The organism is Flavobacterium lotistagni (assembly GCF_011392125.1).
Classification (GTDB): domain Bacteria; phylum Bacteroidota; class Bacteroidia; order Flavobacteriales; family Flavobacteriaceae; genus Flavobacterium; species Flavobacterium lotistagni.
The window spans coordinates 73842-93466 of the sequence record NZ_JAAJBU010000007.1 but is presented as its reverse complement, the minus strand read 5'-3'; the positions used below and the strand labels follow the sequence as shown (position 1 = coordinate 93466).

18 protein-coding genes are annotated in these 19625 nt (G+C 40.2%); 4 read left to right on the top strand and 14 right to left on the bottom strand.

The features are described 5' to 3' along the window. The first annotated feature begins 1 nt into the window (after position 1). The 4 genes from G4D82_RS09355 to G4D82_RS09340 are packed head-to-tail and all read left to right on the top strand — an operon-like array spanning position 2 to position 3204. The gene (locus G4D82_RS09355; protein ID WP_166336946.1) at positions 2–1135 is read left to right on the top strand and encodes an FIST signal transduction protein; all 1134 of its coding nucleotides are present in this window, start codon (positions 2–4) and stop codon (positions 1133–1135) included. Beyond that, the gene (locus tag G4D82_RS09350) at positions 1135–2160 is read left to right on the top strand and encodes a sensor histidine kinase (protein WP_166336944.1); all 1026 of its coding nucleotides are present in this window, start codon (positions 1135–1137) and stop codon (positions 2158–2160) included. Before G4D82_RS09355 ends, G4D82_RS09350 begins: the two co-directional genes overlap by 1 nt. Continuing rightward, complete coding sequence (locus G4D82_RS09345; protein WP_166336942.1) at positions 2160–2477, top strand: Hpt domain-containing protein; 318 nt, start codon at positions 2160–2162, stop codon at positions 2475–2477. Before G4D82_RS09350 ends, G4D82_RS09345 begins: the two co-directional genes overlap by 1 nt. Before the next feature lie 16 nt (positions 2478–2493). Continuing rightward, positions 2494–3204, top strand: coding sequence for a LytR/AlgR family response regulator transcription factor (locus tag G4D82_RS09340; protein ID WP_166336940.1), 711 nt, complete (start codon positions 2494–2496; stop codon positions 3202–3204). A gap of 16 nt (positions 3205–3220) precedes the next feature. Here G4D82_RS09340 and G4D82_RS09335 read toward each other — a convergent pair whose 3' ends face one another. The 14 genes from G4D82_RS09335 to G4D82_RS09270 form a co-directional block, all read right to left on the bottom strand. Next, positions 3221–3700, bottom strand: coding sequence for a glycosyltransferase (locus G4D82_RS09335; protein ID WP_166336938.1), 480 nt, complete (start codon positions 3698–3700; stop codon positions 3221–3223). Between the two features lie 34 nt (positions 3701–3734). After that, positions 3735–4922, bottom strand: coding sequence for a glycosyltransferase family 2 protein (locus G4D82_RS09330; protein ID WP_166336936.1), 1188 nt, complete (start codon positions 4920–4922; stop codon positions 3735–3737). 4 nt (positions 4923–4926) lie between these two features. Then, a complete protein-coding gene (locus G4D82_RS09325) occupies positions 4927–5547 on the bottom strand; it encodes an acyltransferase (protein ID WP_166336934.1) in 621 nt (206 codons plus the stop codon). Beyond that, positions 5538–6752, bottom strand: coding sequence for a glycosyltransferase (locus G4D82_RS09320; protein ID WP_166336932.1), 1215 nt, complete (start codon positions 6750–6752; stop codon positions 5538–5540). Before G4D82_RS09320 ends, G4D82_RS09325 begins: the two co-directional genes overlap by 10 nt. A 4-nt stretch (positions 6753–6756) precedes the next feature. Then, complete coding sequence (locus tag G4D82_RS09315; protein ID WP_166336930.1) at positions 6757–7911, bottom strand: glycosyltransferase family 4 protein; 1155 nt, start codon at positions 7909–7911, stop codon at positions 6757–6759. A gap of 5 nt (positions 7912–7916) precedes the next feature. Further along, positions 7917–9119 carry a glycosyltransferase gene (locus G4D82_RS09310; protein ID WP_166336928.1) on the bottom strand — a complete coding sequence of 401 codons (1203 nt, stop codon included), beginning with the start codon at positions 9117–9119 and terminating at the stop codon, positions 7917–7919. A 46-nt stretch (positions 9120–9165) separates the two neighbouring features. Beyond that, positions 9166–10152 carry a phosphoribosyltransferase family protein gene (locus G4D82_RS09305; RefSeq protein WP_166336926.1) on the bottom strand — a complete coding sequence of 329 codons (987 nt, stop codon included), beginning with the start codon at positions 10150–10152 and terminating at the stop codon, positions 9166–9168. Between the two features lie 73 nt (positions 10153–10225). Then, positions 10226–11701: an O-antigen ligase family protein gene (locus tag G4D82_RS09300; protein ID WP_166336924.1), complete on the bottom strand. Its 1476-nt coding sequence runs from the start codon at positions 11699–11701 to the stop codon at positions 10226–10228. 2 nt (positions 11702–11703) lie between these two features. After that, positions 11704–13074, bottom strand: coding sequence for a lipopolysaccharide biosynthesis protein (locus G4D82_RS09295; protein WP_166336922.1), 1371 nt, complete (start codon positions 13072–13074; stop codon positions 11704–11706). 2 nt (positions 13075–13076) lie between these two features. Continuing rightward, on the bottom strand, positions 13077–15452 hold the full coding sequence (locus tag G4D82_RS09290; protein WP_166336920.1) for a GumC family protein: 2376 nt from the start codon (positions 15450–15452) through the stop codon (positions 13077–13079). Positions 15453–15773: 321 nt separating this feature from the next. Next, positions 15774–16508 carry a TolC family protein gene (locus G4D82_RS09285; RefSeq protein WP_166336918.1) on the bottom strand — a complete coding sequence of 245 codons (735 nt, stop codon included), beginning with the start codon at positions 16506–16508 and terminating at the stop codon, positions 15774–15776. 17 nt (positions 16509–16525) lie between these two features. Then, positions 16526–17713 carry a sugar transferase gene (locus tag G4D82_RS14460; protein ID WP_166336917.1) on the bottom strand — a complete coding sequence of 396 codons (1188 nt, stop codon included), beginning with the start codon at positions 17711–17713 and terminating at the stop codon, positions 16526–16528. Between the two features lie 37 nt (positions 17714–17750). Continuing rightward, positions 17751–18137: a response regulator gene (locus G4D82_RS09275; RefSeq protein ID WP_166336915.1), complete on the bottom strand. Its 387-nt coding sequence runs from the start codon at positions 18135–18137 to the stop codon at positions 17751–17753. A 36-nt stretch (positions 18138–18173) separates the two neighbouring features. Then, the gene (locus G4D82_RS09270) at positions 18174–19538 is read right to left on the bottom strand and encodes a UDP-glucose dehydrogenase family protein (RefSeq protein WP_166336913.1); all 1365 of its coding nucleotides are present in this window, start codon (positions 19536–19538) and stop codon (positions 18174–18176) included. Between the last annotated feature and the right edge of the window lie 87 nt (positions 19539–19625).

Sequence of the window (19625 nt, the reverse complement as noted above, 5' to 3'; positions counted from 1 at the left end):
TATGAGAATCGTTCAAGCATCAAAAGTAGCCAACCAACCTTGGAAATTCGTTCAAGAGAATACCGTTTTAAACAATCCATTAGTGTTGGTTTTTGCCAATCGATTTCTGTTGGAACAAGACGAAGTAATCGCCGATATCCGCGCGCAATTTCCCTACGAACATCTGGTTTTTGGCTCTACTTCGGGTGAAATCATTCAAAACCAAGTACACGATGGTTCTATTGTAGTAACCGCGATTGAGTTTGAAAAAAGCAGTTTTGAAATCGTGACTGAGAACATTTTAAACTTCGATAAAAAAGCAAAACCACTCGGTGAAGCCCTGTACAATAAGATTCCCAAAGCCAATTTGAAACATTTGTTTGTAATTTCTGAAGGCAGTATGGTCAATGGCAGTTCGTTGATTGATGGCCTTGAAAAAGAACTCACCAATTCGGTTTCGATTACCGGCGGGATGTGTGGCGATGACGCCAGATTCCTGAAAACCTTAGCGTCGTACAAAGAAAATCCGAAAGAAGGCGAAGTGGTTTTGATTGGTTTTTACGGCGAAACCTTAGAGATTAGTTTTGCCAGTTTTGGCGGCTGGATTCCGTTTGGCCCCGAACGCAAAATCACAAGGTCAAAATCGAATATACTTTTCGAGATCGACGACCAACCGGCACTCGATTTATACAAAAATTATTTGGGTGATAAAGCCAGCGAATTGCCCCAAGCTTCGCTGTTATATCCGTTGAATGTTACGCCTGAAGGCAAAAGCGAACCGGTCGTACGCACGATTTTAAATATCCATGACGACAATAATTCGATGTTACTGGCCGGCGATGTTCCGGTCAATTCGCGGGTGCAACTCATGATGGCTTCGGTAGATGGTATTGCCGCCGGCGCTCAACGTGCTGCTGAAATTGCAATGGAACAAAGAAATTCGCCTCCACAATTGGCCTTGTTGGTCAGTTGCATCGGAAGAAAATTGGTCATGAACCAAAGGGTCGAAGAAGAAATTGAACAAGTGCAAGAAATCATCGGAAAACAAACTGCCATCACTGGTTTTTATTCCTATGGCGAAATGGCTCCATTTCATGGCCAGACCGCTTGTGAATTGCACAACCAAACGATGACCTTAACCTTAATCAGCGAATAATGAACTCCTTATTAAAAAGACAAATTGCCAAGCATTTAGACACCGGTCTGAACAACATTGACTTGTTTTTTAAAGCTGTCGACAATTCGTATGAAAATTATGAGGAGCAAATTGCAATGTTGCAACGCGCCATGAAAATCAGTTCGGATGAGCTCTATGCCGCCAACCAAAAACTGCGCGAAGAATCGGAAAGTCTGAAAGATATCAACAGAAATCTGGAATCGATTTTAAACTCGATGAACCTTGAAGTTGATAAATTTTCAAATACCAATAAGCTAAAATCTTCAGAATACATCAAGCAACAAGCCGCTGAAATTATTAAAATCAACAAGCAACGTGAAGAATTATTGGTCAACCTCGAAAAGCAAAATCAGGCCTTAAATGAATATGCGCACATGGTTTCGCACGATTTGAAAGCGCCTTTGCGAAGCATTGATACCTTAATCAACTGGTTTATGGAAGACAACGCCGAGATGATGACCGAAGAGAATAAGAAATCGATGCACACTATTTTATCCAACGTTGAAAAAATGGATTCACTCATCAAAGGGATTTTGGTGTATTCGTCTGTCGAAAAGCAAGAAGTTGAAGACCGAGTGATCGATTTAAACATTTTAATTGACGAAGTGGTGCGTACGATTCATGTTCCTGAGCACATTACGCTCAAAATAAACAATACCTTGCCTAAGGTTTTTGGCAATCAATTTCGGTTCAATCAGTTGTTTCAGAACCTTATTCAGAATGCGATAAAATACAACGACAAAAGTGCCGGCATCATTGAAATCGGCAGCTCGGAAACCGAAACAGAAATGCAGTTTTACATCAAAGACAACGGCATCGGCATCGCAGCACAACACCAAAATAAAATCTTTGACGTGTTCTCGAAATTGCACAGCAACGATCCGTCATCGGGCATCGGGCTTTCGATTGTAAAGAAAATCATTGATATTTATCACGGTAAAATTTGGCTCGAAAGCCAAGAAAACGTCGGTACCACTTTTTATTTCACTTTTCCAAAAAACTAATGGAACAACCCAACAACCACTATATCGAACAACTTTCAGGCGATAATGCAGAATTTAAAGCCAAAATGATTGCCATTTTAAAAAAAGAATTGCCCGAAGAAATCGCCTTGTATCAAAACCAAATGCATCATAATGATTGGGCGAAGGCGGCTGCGTCTGTGCATAAATTGAAACATAAAATTTCCCTGCTGGGTCTTGATAAAAGTTATTATATTGCTGAACAATTTGAAATACAATTGAAAGATAATAGTACGGTGTTGCAATCTGATTTTGAAACCATTCTCAATGTGATGCAGCAGTTTGTTCAGGAATTATAATTTTTTGATTTAAGGTATGAATTGCATTGTTATCGATGACGAAGAAATGGCAAGAGCGATTATCGGACAAATGGTTGAGAATACGCCTCAATTGACATTAGTCCAAGAGTGTTCGAATGCCATGCAGGCGATTAAATATTTGAATCAGCATCCGGTTGATTTGATTTTTCTTGACATTCACATGCCCGATTTTACCGGTTTCGATTTTATCCAAACCATCAAAAATCCGCCGAAAGTCATCTTAGTAACTTCGGATAAGAACTTCGCCATCGAAGCCTTTGAGTACGAGTGCATCGTAGATTATTTAGTAAAACCCATTACAGAAGATCGCTTCCAGAAAGCCATTCAAAAAGCCAATGCAAAGCAGTTGACCGTAGCCTCTACAAGTGCGAATAAAACAGTAGCTGAAGACAACGCCAACGAATTTTACATCAACATTGATCGTCGTTTGATTAAAATTGAATTTGCTGCAGTAAATATCGTTGAGGCCAAAGGCGATTATATCCACATTAAAACCGAAGGCAAAAACTACGTCGTGCATTCGACAGTCAAAAAAATCGAAGACAAATTGCCCAAAGATTTGTTTTTAAAAGTGCATCGTTCGTTTATTATCAATACCAAAAAAATCATCGACATCGAAGACAATAGTGTTTTGATTGGCAAAGATGTGATTCCGGTAAGCCGCGCCAACCGACCCGAATTGATGAAGCGACTCAACTTATTGTAATTCTACTTTGCTGCGGTTAATATTGTGTCGCTGCGATTTCAGTCTGTTCATTGGTTTTTGCCAGATAATCTACTACAGGAAATAAGCTTTGGAAAAAGGTAGGTTTTGTTTCTTTCATAGCTAAAATTTTCTCGTTATAACCTAAAATATCCAGTTGGTGCTTTTGAATAAACTGGAGTAAAGCGCCTAAATTTTCAAACTTAGAAAAGGTGTTGGTGGTAACAAATCCGAGCTGTTTTAAATTGTATTCGTTGAACATAAATCGAGCTCCGGCCTTCACCGCTGATTTACTGCTTTTGTATTTTTTGATGTCTACTACAGCAACGTTGGCGCATTTTTCACTAATGTCTTTCAAGAGTTCGTAGGTATTGTCTTTACTGCTGTTGTTCACCAAACAGAATTGCACCTCTTTAATTTTTTTTATATACCCGACGCAAAGATCCTGATCAATGTGGTGTTCATTGTTGTAGCAAATGATGATGATTCCTGTTTTCAATTTTTGACGAATGAGTATTGTTGATGACTAAAACCTAAACCGCTCTTTTGGCGCGCTCCCAATTCACAGATTGGTTGTTTCTGATGTAACGCACAAAACCCATGACCACAGAAAGATTCATAATGAAGAAATAATACGGAACAAAGAGTGCTTTTATTCGGGTTGCTCTGTTTTCTAAAAACCAACCCAACAACGCAGCACCGTAAAATAAAAGCTGTAGCCAAAATAAAATAGGATACAATCTTACCTTAAGAAAACCTTGTTGGTAAACTAAAATGAACGAAGTCGGGATTAATATTAGCAAGCAAAGCGGAGCCAACGTCCAGCGAAGAACCCGATGTGAAATGTATTGAAATGACAAGGTACCGTATTTGAAAACATTCAACAACGACCGCAACCGAACCACTGATTGGATACCGCCTGCCGAAATTCTTATTTTGCGTTTTAACTCTTCTTTTACATTGGCTGAGGCGGTTTCTATGGCAAAGGCTTCCGGATCGTACTGAATGGTATAACCTTCTTGAGCTACTCGCAACGAAATCATGAAATCATCGAGTAAGGTATCTTTTTCAACGTGGCGGTATAAAGGCGTTCTGATGGCAAACAATTCTCCGGCAGCACCTACCACAGAGTACAATTCGGCATCCCATTTTTTTAGCGCCGATTCGTATTTCCAGTAAAGCCCTTCTCCGGCACCGGAGGCCACGTCGCGGTCTTGGTTAAAAATTCGTTTTTCACCCGAAACACAACCAACTTTGTCATTGCTGAATAACCTGACAATGCGTTTGATAGATTCTTTTCCGAGCATTGTATTCGCATCGCTAAAAACTACGATTGGCGTATTGACGAAAGCCATTCCTCTGTTCATGGCTCCAATTTTTCCGTTTCTGGCTGCTAAATGATGCACTGTTGTATTCGGATAGTTTGAGAGCATTTCTGGAGTGCCGTCGTCAGAACCATCAGTAACCCAAACGATTTTTAATTTCTCTTTCGGATATTCCAGCTCTGCTGTGTTTTTCATTTTAGCAGCTACATAATCTTTTTCATTGTAAGCCGCGATAAACAAAGTTACTTCGGGCTCGTAGCTTTCGTCAACGGTTTCGGTTGTGCCGATCTTGAAAAACCTTCTGATTTTGATAATGACAAAAAGTAGCATGCCATAACCTATGTAAGTGTAGAATACCGTAAAAAGTAATATCCAAAAAAGTAGTTTTAATTCCATCGTTTTAGTGTTTGATTTTTTCCCAAGTATTGTTTTCAAAGTTGTATTGTTTGATTACTCTCGCCGGATTGCCAACTGCAACGCAATACGGAGGAATATCTTTAGTAACCACACTTCCAGCAGCTACAATAGCGTGTTTACCAATAGTTACGCCGGCAACCACAACCACGTTGGCTCCAATCCAGCTGTGGTCTTCAATGTGAATCGGCGCTGTAGTAACGCCTTGCTGGTGAATAGGAATGCTGATGTCTTCATAGTTGTGATTCAATCCTGACAAGGTGATGTTTTGAGCCAAACGAATATCATTTCCAATCGTGACGGGCCCGATGATGGTATTGCTCAAGCCGATTTTTGTTCGGTCGCCAATAATTACTGGGCCTACACCATTGTTGATGGCTGAGAAATCTTCAATCGTAGAATGAGCGCCCAATTCGAATTTGTTCCAAGGCACCACGTCTAGGCGGGTTCTTGGTCTGATGAGCGCGCCTTTTCCTTTTTTGTGGTAAAACGGATTCACGAAATACTTGATCCACAATCGCGGCCGGGTTTGATTCGGAATCAGAATAGACCAATGCACCAGTTTTTTGAGCTTCTGATTCGATTTTATTTTTTCTTTCAGTTCCATTTTATTTTGTCTTCGGTGGCTTGTTGAATCGCATTATAAATAGCTGTAACGTTGTTGGTCCAGGTATGGCTTTGCGCCACTTCGATTCTCTTTTTTATGAGTTCCTGAGAGTTTTCGCCCAACGCTTTTTCTATTAAATTGAGGTAATCTTCATGGCTTTCGCCCAGATAAACACAATTTTCAAACATCTTCATGGCTTTCGTTTTGGTGGCTACGATAGGCTTTCCTAACGCTAGATATTCATCGATTTTTCTAGGATAGTTGCCTATAGTAAGATGATTGGTAATTTGCGGATTGATAGCCACATCAAAACCCTTGACGTAATTGGGCAGTTGGGCTTCGGGTTTGCTTCCCAGAAAATAAACGTTGGGCATGTGGTGCAAATCTGATTTTTTAAAATCCTCGTCTTCCGGCCCAACTAAAACAATGCTCCAATCTTTCTTTTGGTTGGCTATGTGTTCCAAAAGCCCAATATCTAGCCTTAATGAGGTTAATGAACCTACATAACCAATAATCGGAGAAGGAATATCAGTTAATGCATCCGGTACTTTTATTGAATTGTCAGGATCGCTAAAATGAGAAACATCACAACCTTGCCCAACCATATAGCTGTGCGGATTGAGTTGTAACCCGAAATCTGCAAAAAAATCTGAGTTGGTGGTGAGCACATCGGCCTTCTTTACTACTTCGGGCTCGATGCGCTCTCCGTGTTTTTGCCAGTACGGCACTTTTACGAGATAATCACGCATATAATACACATAAACCTCTGGACGAAGCATTTCCTTTAAATGAAGCCCAAGGAACATCGAACTGTCATTAAAAAGAATGAAATCTGAAAATCCGAGTCGCGCAACCGCTGATTGGATGTCTTTTGATAATAATCTCGCATTGCGCTTGTTGAGCATTTTGAAGATTCGGTGAGAGCCAATCCAATTGATCGATTCAACGATGGTTTTTGGGTAAAGATTCCAAAGATTATCGCTTATTTTTTCTATATCCGAACTTTCTCCAACAGCAATCCGCAGGCGTTTTTGGATTCTTTCATCTTCTCGTTGTTTGAGGCTGGTGCTGCGATCCATCGGCGGATTTACGTAAAGCACGCGGTTGTGTTTTGCAAATTCAAGCGCAATATTTTTGCAGTTGCTTCCTATTTTAATGTCCCAGGGTTGGATCCCAATAATGACAATGTCTTTTCCTTTGATCATCACTTTAGCTTTTAATTTCTTGATAGAGTTGTTTGTATTGTTCTAAAACTTGATGTGCCATGTTATTCCACGAGAATTTTTTACTTTGAAGTAAACCTCTTTGCACCAGTTCGTTTTTGTAACTAGCATCCGTTGTGATTTTGATGATTCCATCGCAAATCTCTTCCGGCTTCTCTGGGTTGATCAGGTGAGCTGCGTTGCCGGCAACTTCGGGCATAGAAGAAGTATTCGAAGTAATCACCGGAACGCCACAAGCCATCGCCTCAATAATCGGAATACCAAATCCTTCGCGCAAAGACGGAAACAAAAACAGCTTTGAGAGCTGATAGATGGCAGGTAAATCTTCATCTGAAACATATCCAGTTAAGACAATATGCTGGCGAAGATGAGCAGCGTTGATATCGTTTAAAATGGTTGCCAGGTCGGCTTCTTTAATGCCTAGAATTACAAGTTTGTACGAGGCATTTACTTCTTTTCGATAATGGTCAAATGCCAGTAATACGCCTCTTGTGTTTTTTCTCGGATCAGTATTCGCGATATGTAAAAGATAGTCTTCAGGAAGCTGATAAGCCTTTTTTACTTTGAGCAACTGATCGGCCGCAAGGGTAGCCGTAAAATTTTGATTTACACCGTTGTGAATTGTCTGAATCGGTTTGTGGTTGAGGTTGAAAAAACGGCTGATGTTGTCTTTTTCAAAATGAGAAACTGTAATCAGGCGACGGCTGTTCTTTACAACTTTTGAAACGATGATTCTTCGATATAAATTACCGAATTTTTGATACAACGATGCCTTATTGAGCAATAACTTCAACCAACTTCCTTCCATATAAATAATGTCGTGAAGTGTTGTAATTAAAGGAGTTTTTCCAAAATTGGGAGCTGTATTACTGGTACAATGCAGCAAGTCGCACTGATAAGCTTGGGCAACTTTGGGCAATTTGAACTGTTCCCACCACGGATAAAAACCGCCCGGAATTTCTACAATTTTAAAATTTGCCGTAGGCTGAATGACCGATTGGTCTTGATCTGGTTTTACGAAAATGAAATAGTCGTTTTCTTTGTCAATCACTTGAAGGTTCAAAATTAATTCAAGTGCCACGCGGTCCATGCCATGTTTGTGCGGACGAAACAATCGCTGGGCTTCTATACCTATTCTCATGATTTTTAGTTTTGGATGGTGCCGTGCGCCGTGTGAATGAATTTCTTGTTAGCTCCTCTGAGTCTAAAGAGTAGGAGCGCCATTCTTGAAAATGCCAACGGTAAAGAAAAAAGTGCCTTTAAAGTGTTTGCGTTGTAGAATGTTTTGGGCAGTGCTAATAAGAAAGCGACAACGGTAATGATAACGTTCCCGAACCATGCGTAGGCCAAAACGGTGGAGTTAAGTTGAAATACAAACACCAACATGCCGTAGTACAACGCTATTAAAAGCGTCAGTCCTAAAAGCAGAATTCTCGGCGGAATAACCATTTGCAATAACTTATCGAAGAAGTTAAAGTTCCTTTGAAGCAAGAGTTCTTTAAAACCTGTTAGAAAGTATTTTTCAAGGTAAATAAATTGCGTCGACAACCATCGTCTTCTCTGATGCGAAAAGTCAGCCGATTTTTGAATTTTTTCATCCAGCACGACCGCATCATCTAAGTATTCGATGAGGATGTTATTTTTTGCAAACCTGAATTCCAGTTCTTTATCAAAACCGCCAACCGCATTTACGGAAGCCATCATAGTTTTGAATAGCGTATAGTCAAAGCCCATTCCCGAGCCAATAAGCCCTGATGAAAAACCAAGTGTTCTGTGGCCTTTTCTAAAAATGTGATTGTTGATTTCTTCGCTGGCAGCATCCAGAATGGCAAACGAGGTGTTTTGGTTTTTTGCTTTTCTGTGTCCTTGCACCACTTGATAACCTTGCGCAAAAGCATCATTCATCTTGGTTAGAAAATCAGCTTTCATGATATTGTCGGCATCGAGAATCACGGCATAATCATACACTTTTTGGAGCTCAGCCATCGCTTGATTGAGGGCTTTAGCTTTGGTGCTTTCTTCAAACGAAACTTCAATCAAAATGATGGGCAATGATTGCAACATTTTGACGGTAGATTCTTTTAACGAATCGGCTATAACTACGACATCGAATTTTTCTGAGTTGTAATTTTGTTTGAGTGCTGATTTTGCAACTTCAACAATTACAGCATCTTCTTTGTAAGCCGGAATCAACACCGCAATTTTGGATGGTGCTTTGGCGTTAACGCTGCGATTTTTTTTATAGAAATGCCCTGCGATTGAAAACACCAGCACATACAAACACGACAGGGTAAAATACAGATAAACACTGTACTCGATTCCGCTTAAAAAAAGTTCTATCGCATGCATAATCTTTTGAATTAAAGGTTTTTAATATTGATTTCCGGAAAAAAAATTAATTGACAGTTGCGGCGGTTTTTGCGATTGACTTTTGTTCTAGTCGCTTTTTGCTGTTTCGAATTCCGTCTCTCACGGTTAAAGCGAATCGGCGTAAAAACGGAAGGTGTTTGCCACTTTTGAGGTTGTATACCAATGATTCTGCATCATAGACCATCTCAAAATTCTGGGTACAGAAAACAGGCTTTTTCGTAAGGCGATTGATTTCTTTGGCTTGTCCTAAATCGCTTTCGACAAATAAAGTGTATTGGCTGTTTTGGTATTCCTTTGCTTTGTGTCCGGCATGGTTGTTTGCTTTTTGCCTGGCCTGCATATCGGGCAAATCCAGCATCACCAATTTGTCGTAAACCACTCCGTTTTGGGCCAACCAAGTTTCGGTTTCTGTGCGGTATTTTTCGAGTCTGGAGGTAACAATAGTCCCGATTTTACAGCCGGGAATATAAAGCGGAGCGGCATTAAGCAAGAATGACTGATATAAAACTCCGTCGTCATTTTGCTGATCGGTCGGATCAACACAAAGCACGCCATCAATATCAAAACAGGCTTTTTCTAAGGTGGTGTGGTTGAAAATATTCCACTGAAAATATCTTGGTGTCGGAACCGCCTCCAAAGCATAATCCGCTAAGTCACCTTTTTCGGGCGTATAATAAATGACACAGTATTTAATGTCGTATTTTGATTCTAAATGCGCTAAATCTTTTTTGCTTTCCAGTAAGGCAGAACCAGACGCGATACTGTCATCCACAACCAAAATTTTCTTATACTCATTGTCGCTGAAAAACTGTTTTCTTGCGCCAGACTTGTAGCTGTAACCTTTGATAAAAGAATGAATATCGGTGTAAGGCAGATTCAGGTATAATGCCAATAGATTTGCTGGCAACATACCGCTTCTAGGGATTCCGACCACAAGATCAAAGTCTCTAGGAATTAAGTGAAGCTTTTTAAGAATAGTAGTGTTTAAGTCGTTGAGGTTTCGATAGTTCATAATAATAAATTTTTACGGTACAAACGTACGGTGAGCAAATTCGTGAATAGGCGATATTTCGACCGATGGCAGGTTAGTGTAGTTGAATGGACGTTTTTTGCTGCTCTATTTTGGGAGCGATGAACATAAAAACCATACCCACGTACATCAGGATACCGGTTGGCATTTGTCCGAAGACGCCGTTCCCGTAGGAGGCCATCATGATTCCGGCCATGCCGCAGGTTAAAGCCGCGATTCGAGCTTTCAGCCACTCGTCTTTTAGTTTATACATGACGTGATAGGCGCCAGTACCCAAAATGAAGAATAGCATTATCAGGTAATAGACAAGTCCGACAGCGCCGGTATCTGCCCATATCATCACATACCAGCTATCGGTCGCGGTGTTGGCTAAGAAGGTGGTGGGCGTAAAACGTTGTCCCCAATTGCCGGTAGCTCCGACACCGCCTCCAAATGGGCGAGTAGCTAAATAACCTTTTAGCTTTTTCTGATTTTCTAATCGTACTTGTAAGGAAGCTTCGTTCGGATCAAAAGCGGTTCTCATTCTGCGTATTTCAGCATTTCCCTGGCCGATGGTTGTATGGGCAAAAAACACATAGACGGCCAAGCCAAGAATTCCTCCGGTAATAAGCACTTTGGCATTTTTTTTAAGAATCAGGAACATAATTCCACCGAGCGCAGGAACCGCTATAGCGCCACGGGTTCCGGAGATGATCATTCCGAAAAACCCGGCTAAGGCAACGAGTATAAAAAAAGATTTGAGTTTGAAGTTTCCTTTTTTGAATAACGCTAAAATACCGAATACTACTCCGGCATGTCCTTGGGAAGCACCAAATTGCCCGGCATCTGAATAAAACGAGAAAACTCTGAGCTTGCCAAACAGAACATGCGTTTCTGCGCCGCCTTGATCGAGCCATCTTTGTTCGAACGGATCTACACCAAACTTGAACTGCATAAAACCTTTCAATGTTCCGAGCAATGAAAGCAGCCCCCAAACAACAAAAAAGGTATTTAAGTCTTTTTCCTTATTGAACAACACAAAAAGTAAGGGAATACAAAGCCACTGATACAAAGCCACACCGCGCATCGCATAAAACCAGGCTTCTTTACTTTGTGCTTCAGGGTTTCCGATTTGTAGTAAGATATATCCCATCCAGATGGATACTACAAGCGTAAGGGGCGATTTTGCCAAATGCCACGGAATTTTCTGAGCGAAGCCCTTAAAGAACAAAGCCAAATATATTAATACAATTAACCCGTCAATAGCCAGTCCCCAAGTTAGTGGAACATATCGGGCCAACCCGGTAACAAAAAAGCCCAAGAACAGCAATAGAATGATTCCCAACTTTGGCTTGGTAAAAATAGCGTAAAGCAATCCCAAGGTAAAAAGCAGCCCAATAACCCCGACCAAACCCATTATTTCGGTTTTGCTCACCAGTAGCGTCACCAGAATGATACTGATGAAAAACGCTCCAAAAACATTGCGATTGGCCAAACGATGCGAACCTGAATTAGCCTCAAAAGGATCAGTTGGGTTGTTAAATGAGTTCATTACTAATCTTTTAGAAACTTAAGACCTCTGAATGTTTGGTTGAACTGGTTCCAGATATTGGCGTAAAATCGGTTGCCACTTTTAAAAATTTCGATGATTGAAAAATCGAACTCTTTGTTGATGCAATAAGCGCCCACCACAATTCCTGCGGTTGTAAACAAAAGTGTAGCTATGGCCACTGCAGCAAGCGATTTAAAAATGAAAACCGCCACTAAATCGCCCATGATATTAATCGCCAGCATGATAATTACTTTTACGGCGTTGATGTGCGGTTTATTCACACTGTCTAAACCAATTCCGGTCATGCGGTCAATCGGTAATAATAATCCATAGATTGAAAAAAGCCGCACCAGTGTTACAATGTCAAAGGCTTCAGAGTTTAAGTACTGAAATCCTGAAATGAGAATCACAAACTGCTCGGCAAATACAAAAGTGGTCAATGACATCAAGGCAAATAAATAAGTCAATGCACCACAGTAGTCGTAAAAAAGCTTTCGAACTTCGCCCACATTTCCATTTAAACTGGCTTTCGACATTTTTGGAAAAGCCGTAGCTGCAAAACTTCTTAAAGGAATTTGTTGCAATTCGGTCAATTTGAGCGGAATACTGAACAATGCAACGGCCGCGCTACCGAGTGGACTGATACTGATAATCAGCAAGTCGGCGTTTCTGAGTAAGTTGGTGCCGATTAAGGTAAAAGTGCTGTATTTTCCGAAGTTCAGTAAAGTGGTATTGGTAGCTTTATTGGCTTTTCGGATGAATATTAATCCGTCCCAACCTTCACAAATGCAAATGACTGTTGAGATTAAGTTGATAATTATCAAAACCCATATCAATTGTACGATAGTCACATTGAACACTAGCTTGTTGAGAATCAAGAACAAGAAGAATAATCCGCTATTTAAAGTTTTAATGCCCAGTATTTTACCATATTCCATTTTGGCTTGCAATACAATCATTGCATTATTCCACGGAAGATTTACAAAAGCCAACAGCGGATACCAAGTAAAGAATAAGGCATAAACAGAGCTTGAAATTGCTTCTTCAAAAATAAAGTTGCAGGCCATCATAATTGCGGCAATGCCGGCTGTGCTTACCAAGCTGATGAGCACATTTGACCCGATTAATTGTTCGCTTTCCTCTTCAGAGGCGCCGGATAGAAATCGAACCAACGCATTATTGGTGATTCCAAAACGCACCATTTCTACCATCGATCCGCCGGAAATAAAGATGACCCATTGCGCAAACTGCTCCGGATTTAAAGTTCTGGCCAACAAGGCAAATCCGCCAAGTCCGAAAACAGCAATCACAAGGTTTCCGGCCAAGGACAAGAAGTTGTCTTCTTTGAGTATTTTTTTGATGGAAATAAGCACGATTAGATGTGATTTTTTAAATGGAACTGAAAACGAACAATGTCTTTGATTTTGCTGCGAGCTTTCGATCGTTTTTTAGGCAATTCGCCCAAGAGCGATTCTACTTCTTCCAAGGCCACGCCATTAATGATGAACTGAAGTTTTGACGCAGTAAGCTCTTTGATATTGTTCAATAAATTTTCGTCTGCCTTTGACCATAATCTGTTCGATCGGCAAACCAGAACAACCAAATCAGAGGCGGCAATTAAATCTGCCGGATAATTGGTATCTAAGATGTTAGGCAATTCTATGATTACATAATCAAGCGGTTTTTTCGGAGCGTTTTTGCCTTTAATCGTGAGTTCATCATAGTGGTTTGAACTGTAAAATTGTTGGTTCACTTCATAATTCAAATACTCGGAAGCCTCTAAATAATCAGCAGGATTGACTAAAAAAGGATGATCGTAGTCGATTCGCGGATCTTCATAACCGAGCACACGACTCAATAAAGGATATTTTTCAGAGCCTGTTCTGGGTTTTAAAACATCGCAGTGGTTGAGCACGAGCAATGATTTTCCGGCTGCCTTGAGTTTCTTGGCAATATTGGTGGCGATGACGGTTTTTCCTTCGTTTTTTTGGGTGCTGAATATTGTGATGATTTTCGTTCTGTCAGACGGCTGCTGTGTTTTGAGCGCGTGATTCAGATTTTGAATAATGAGTTCCATGAGTCGGTCTTGAATGCCATGAAGATCAACTTCGTTGTTGGTTCTGAATACTTTAGCGAGCATTCCCAAAGCCGGAGTTTTTAGTTTGTCTTCTGCGCGGGCTACATTTTTTAAGGTATTGTCAAAGAATTCCATCACGAGTAAACTTCCCAACAGAAGAATAACACTAAACAGAACCAGCGCCACAACGATTATTTTTCGTTTTGAAGGAATCGGTTTTAATGGAAAATATGGCGGATCAACCGCTTTGAGATTACTCGAGAGTTGCGAATCCTGAAACTTTAATTTGGCCAAATTCAGACCATGCAGAATTTCTAAATATTCTTGTTCGGCCACATTGATTTGTCGTTCGATTTTTTTGAGAATGGCGCCGGCAGGAGCATATTTGGCATATTGTTGTCCGAACTCTGCATTGCGTTTGTTCATTACTTCCAGTTTGGCTTTCAGGTTTTCAGATTCAACCATTTTATCCATCCATTCGGGTAATATTTTCGCGGTAGACACGCCTTCTACTGAGTTTTGAAAAGTATATAGTTTTGCTACACTCGATTTAATTTCGTTGTGCAGTTGTGCTGCTTGTTTTTTGAGCGCTTCAATGTTTGGAGATTTTTCAGCATCGTCAGATTTGGCTTCATTCATGACAATTTCATAGTTCAATTCTCCGAGGCGTTTTTTGTTTTCAAGAATCTGATTGCTTTTTTCTTGCACCAATTCCTGTACTTCTAATTTTTGTTCCAATTTTTTTGCAGAAGCCACAGAACCGGCCAGTTCGGCTCTTTTTTTATTGTATTCCACATCCATGTCTTCCTTGACATTGGCCACGGCTTTACTTTGCTCGTAATAATTGATAATGCCATTGTTCTGGTTGAACGCCAATAGCTGATCTTCTATAGTTTTTAATTTATTTTCGGAATTATTGAGTTGCACTTCAAAGTACTTGATTACCGCATCAGAACCGCTTTCTTTAAGGTTTTTATATTTTCGGATGCAGACTTCATTAAAAATCGCCAAGGTTTGCTGACAAACGCCCGGATCTTCGGTTTCATAACTCAATTGCACCAAATCACTGGTAGAAATACGGACCGCTTTTATTTTTGAAATCGCTTCTAACGAATAATAAGGATGTTCGAAGTTCAACAAAGAATACACGAAATTGGTATTGTTGCTCTTCATCAATTTCATCAAATTGGCCACGGTTTGTTCGTAAGCTGCCCTGCTGACATTTTCCGGTAGCGTGTTGACGGCCGCTTCATCTTCGGCAGTGTAAGGAATGGTGTCGAGGCTACTGCTCGATTTTACAACATAACGGTAGATTTCCGGTGGCATATCCGCTTTTATTTCCTCAAAAGTTTTGTCGGAGATGAACTTGCTATTGGGCTTATCGAGCAGTAAATGTTGGCTCAATAAGCGAATGGCTACTTCTTCTTGGGTTTCTCTTGAGTTGATAATGTTAATGAGGTTATCAAACGCGATATTGGTCGCAAAATAGTTGAACGATTTGTCCATTTCGACCGACGACCCAGTTGCAAGCCCTGTATAGAGTTTCGTTTCAGAATAGTAACTGTACTTCGGGTTACAAGTCAACAGAATGGCGAGTATACCGACAAAGATCGGAATCACAATAAAAGCGACCTTGTGCTTTAAAATTAGTTTGATGAATTCGATGAGTTTCATATTCTCGTTCTTAGTGTTTTCGTATTTATTTTCTACTTTGTTGAAAGCGACATTTTGAGCAAACCGCTATAATTACAGGCCAAAATTACCAACCGTGTCAGCCTAAATAGTTTATATTTCGTTGGATTGAAGCTATCTGTCGGTGAATGGAAATTTAATGCTGACTAAGCGCAAATGTTTTGTGCCCGGATTATTTGCTTTTGCAGCTGTGGCGATATCCAACAAAAAAAGGCTTATTCGCAAATAAACCTTTCTTGAAGCATATAGAACTGACCAGTAAAAAATTAACCCCTTAAAGATCTACCAGTTTGAGTTTGCATGCTAATTAATTTCGAAACCCGCTAAATTCTCCAGCAGTCTTTTTGAAACCAAAAATTCTGATTTGGCTTGTTCAAATTCGGCGGCGATTCTGGAAGTCATATCCGAGATGCGCACATATTCTGAAATCGGAATCAAACCGTTTCTAAACTCTTTTTCAACCATTTCCATATTGACTTTCGCATTGCCCAGATTGGAAGCTCGCAGCGCTAAAACATTTTCTTTTAGCAACAACTCTTCGTAACTACGTATTACTATTTCTCTGAGTTCGTCTTCTTGTGATTTTGCCAAACTTTTGGCTTGTTCCAGTTCTGATTTGGCTTGTTTGATTTGTGATTTGCGATTGATCACATCAAAAACAGGAATTTTCAAATAAAGCCCCACATTGTAATTCACTTGCTGGGTATTACTGGCCAAGTTTACCGTCGAATTATCACCGTTAATAGAGGATAGATTATTGAAAGTTCCGTATCCGGTATCGGCTTGTACACCGAAGTTTCTGGTCCAATATTGTCGCTTGCTTTTTAAGTTACAATCCTTGGCATCGATTTCTAATTTTCGATAATTCAGCATGCCGTTATGGGCTATCGCAGAATCGATTATAACTTTTAGACTCGGAAGCGCTAATTTTGTATGCGACGATTTTAGTTGGGTTTCAGTAACGTTCTGCGCCTTCATCTCAGCCATCTGAAAGAATATTAGAGATAGAATTATGGCTGTTTTAAAAATAGTTTTCATTGATTTTATTTTTTGAATTACACCGTACTTTTTTGTATTAATCCGGGAAAAGTTCTTAAGATCAATTTGATGTCGTACCAGAAGGAATAGTTGTTCCCGGTAAAATGGTCGGCATATTCATTGTCAAGGCGCATGCGTTCTTCTTCAGACATTTCGCCGCCTCGTCCTCTTAATTCTACTTGCCATAAACCCGTGATTCCGGCAGGCGCTAAAAACCTTTTAGACATAGTGTCTTTGGTGAGTAATTCTGCTTCGTATACCGGAAGCGGCCGATTTCCCACGATAGACATATCGCCTTTGATAACGTTAATCAGTTGCGGTAGTTCGTCAATACTGGTATTTCTGATTAATTTTCCGATTCTGGTGATTCTTGGGTCGTTGGCAATTTTTATAAAAGTCGAATTCATTTTTTCGATTTCATTTTTTTGGGTGTTGTACCAATAATCACAAATGGCTTTTCCGTCAAAATGAAGCTCTGGCGAACAACTGTTTCCTGCCGGTAATTGGCTGCATTTTGGGCAAGGCGCGTCGAAGTCAATCGTCGGAATTGCTTTGGCTTTGCTGTACTGATTGTTATCTTGTGCTAGTTCTTTGATCAAGGCATCCGACCCAGAACGCATCGAGCGAAGTTTGTAAAAATCAAACGTTTTTCTGCCTACTCGTTTTGAAATATAATAGACTTTTCCTTTAGACTCGAGCCTGATGGCCAGCATGATGATGAGCATTACGGGCGCGATAAAAATCAACACCGATGAGGCAAACAAAATGTCGAAAATCCTTTTAGAGATTGGCAATCGGTAGTTTTCTTGAGCAACTGACGGCTCGGCTTCGGCTGTACTTAAAATTTTTAGTTTGTGCAATGATTGCGCTCTTTCGATGATTTGCGAAACCGGTGTGCTCGAAGCAACAAAATAATCTTTGATGCCTTTGGCAAACGCCTCTTCAAAAAGCGAACTGTTATATTCATCTGAAACCAAAATAAAAGGTTTGTTATTCAACAGCGCTTTGTTATTCAAAACGTCAAACAAATACAATCCTGTGTTGCCCGGCAAATGATAAGAACAGACAATCACATCGATTTCATTTTTGCGCTCCAGCAGTTGTAAACACTCAATGCTATTGGTTACGGCGATGAGATTGCAATCTTTGTTTTCGGCACACTGCTGATAAGTTTCAGCCGATTTTCCTATGTAAAGTATGGTCATGTGGCTAGATTTGAGTTGAATCAAGTAATTCAGTGGTTTACCAAGTATTGGCGTAGTGAATTGGAAATAAATTTTTACGAGTAATTTCCTTTAATTCTTCAGGGTTGAAAGGCTTCATCAAGTAGTCTTGCGCACCCAATTGATAACCTTTAATGCGTTCTTTACTTTCTTTGTTGCCCGAAAGTAATACCACCGGCGTATGTTTGGTAAAACCCATCAATCGCACTTCTTTCAAGAATTCAAAGCCATTCATTTCAGCCATTTGAATATCGCTGATGATTAAGTCAGGCAGGTTATTTTCAAGCCAAAATAGCGCTTCGATTCCTGAATTTTTAGTGACTACTTCGTAATCGGTTGACAAGAAATTTTCTAACAAGGCACAAGTAGTGCGTTCGTCATCTACGACTAATATTTTTTTCTTCATGATGTTCGAGATTGGATTTATTTAAGACTTACTGTTTTAGTTTAGTGCAGCAACATCGAACTGAGGTTCTAAAACAGGTGCTGTCGTTTGAACGCCGATACAGAAGTACTCGAAACCGTTTTTCTTCATTTCTCTCGCATCGTAAATATTCCTACCGTCAAAAATGGCAGTTGTATTGAGTAATTTGCTAATGATGTTGAAGTTTGGAATTTTAAATTCAGGCCATTCGGTTAATACAGCCAAACAATCGGCATCAATCAAAGCTTCGTATTGGTCGGTATAATAAGAGATGGTATTTCCGAAATAATGCTGGGCTTCTGAAATCGCCACCGGATCGTAAGCTTTTACTTGGGCGCCGGCTTTGAGAAGTTGCGTAATGATTGCCAATGATGGCGCTTCCCGCATATCATCGGTTTGAGGTTTAAACGACAATCCCCAAATGGCTATGGTTTTTCCTTTCAAATCGCCGTTATAGTAATTCAGGATTTTATTGAACAGTACTGATTTCTGCTTCTGATTGACTGCTTCTACCGCTTTTAAAACTTGCAAATCATAGTTGTTTTCTTTGGCTGTTCTAATCAAGGCTTGCACATCTTTCGGAAAGCATGATCCGCCATAACCAATTCCGGGATAAATAAATTTGTTCCCAATTCGGGCATCAGAACCGATTCCTTTTCTGACATTATTGATGTCTGCTCCAACAATTTCACAAAGATTAGCAATGTCGTTAATGAAGCTGATTTTAGTAGCAAGCATCGCATTGGCTGCATACTTGGTCATTTCGGCAGAAACAATATCCATAAAAATAATCGGATGTCCGTTCAGCGTAAATGGTTTGTATAAATTGGTGAGCAATTCTTTGGCTCTGGAGCTTTCGGTTCCGACGACGATTCTGTCGGGCTTTAGAAAATCATCAATGGCGGCACCTTCTTTAAGAAATTCCGGATTCGAGGCCACATCAAACGGAAGGTTTACTTGTCTTTTCGCCAGTTCTTCTGCTATGGCTGCTCTGACTTTGCTCGAAGTGCCAACGGGAACAGTACTTTTGGTAACGACCAGCGTATAATCGTTCATGTGTTTTCCGCAATCGCGTGCCACTTGCAATACGTATTTTAAATCCGCACTTCCGTCTTCATCAGGCGGTGTTCCTACAGAGATAAATACCACATCAGAACCTTGGAGCGCATCCGATAGGTTTGTCGTAAACTGTAACCTGCCTTTTTCCATGTTTCTGGTGATCATTTTTTCTAAACCAGGTTCATAGATGGGAATAATTCCTTTTTTTAAGTTGTCAATCTTCACTTGATCAACATCAACACATTGAACATCAATGCCTACTTCTGAAAAACAGGCTCCAGTAACCAGCCCAACGTATCCACTTCCTACAATTGTTATTTTCATGATATTTAAATTTTATGGGGCAAACTTACAGCCCTGTGCATTCGGAGTTCATTAAATTTCGATGTATGGAAGTTTACTGTAGTCGAA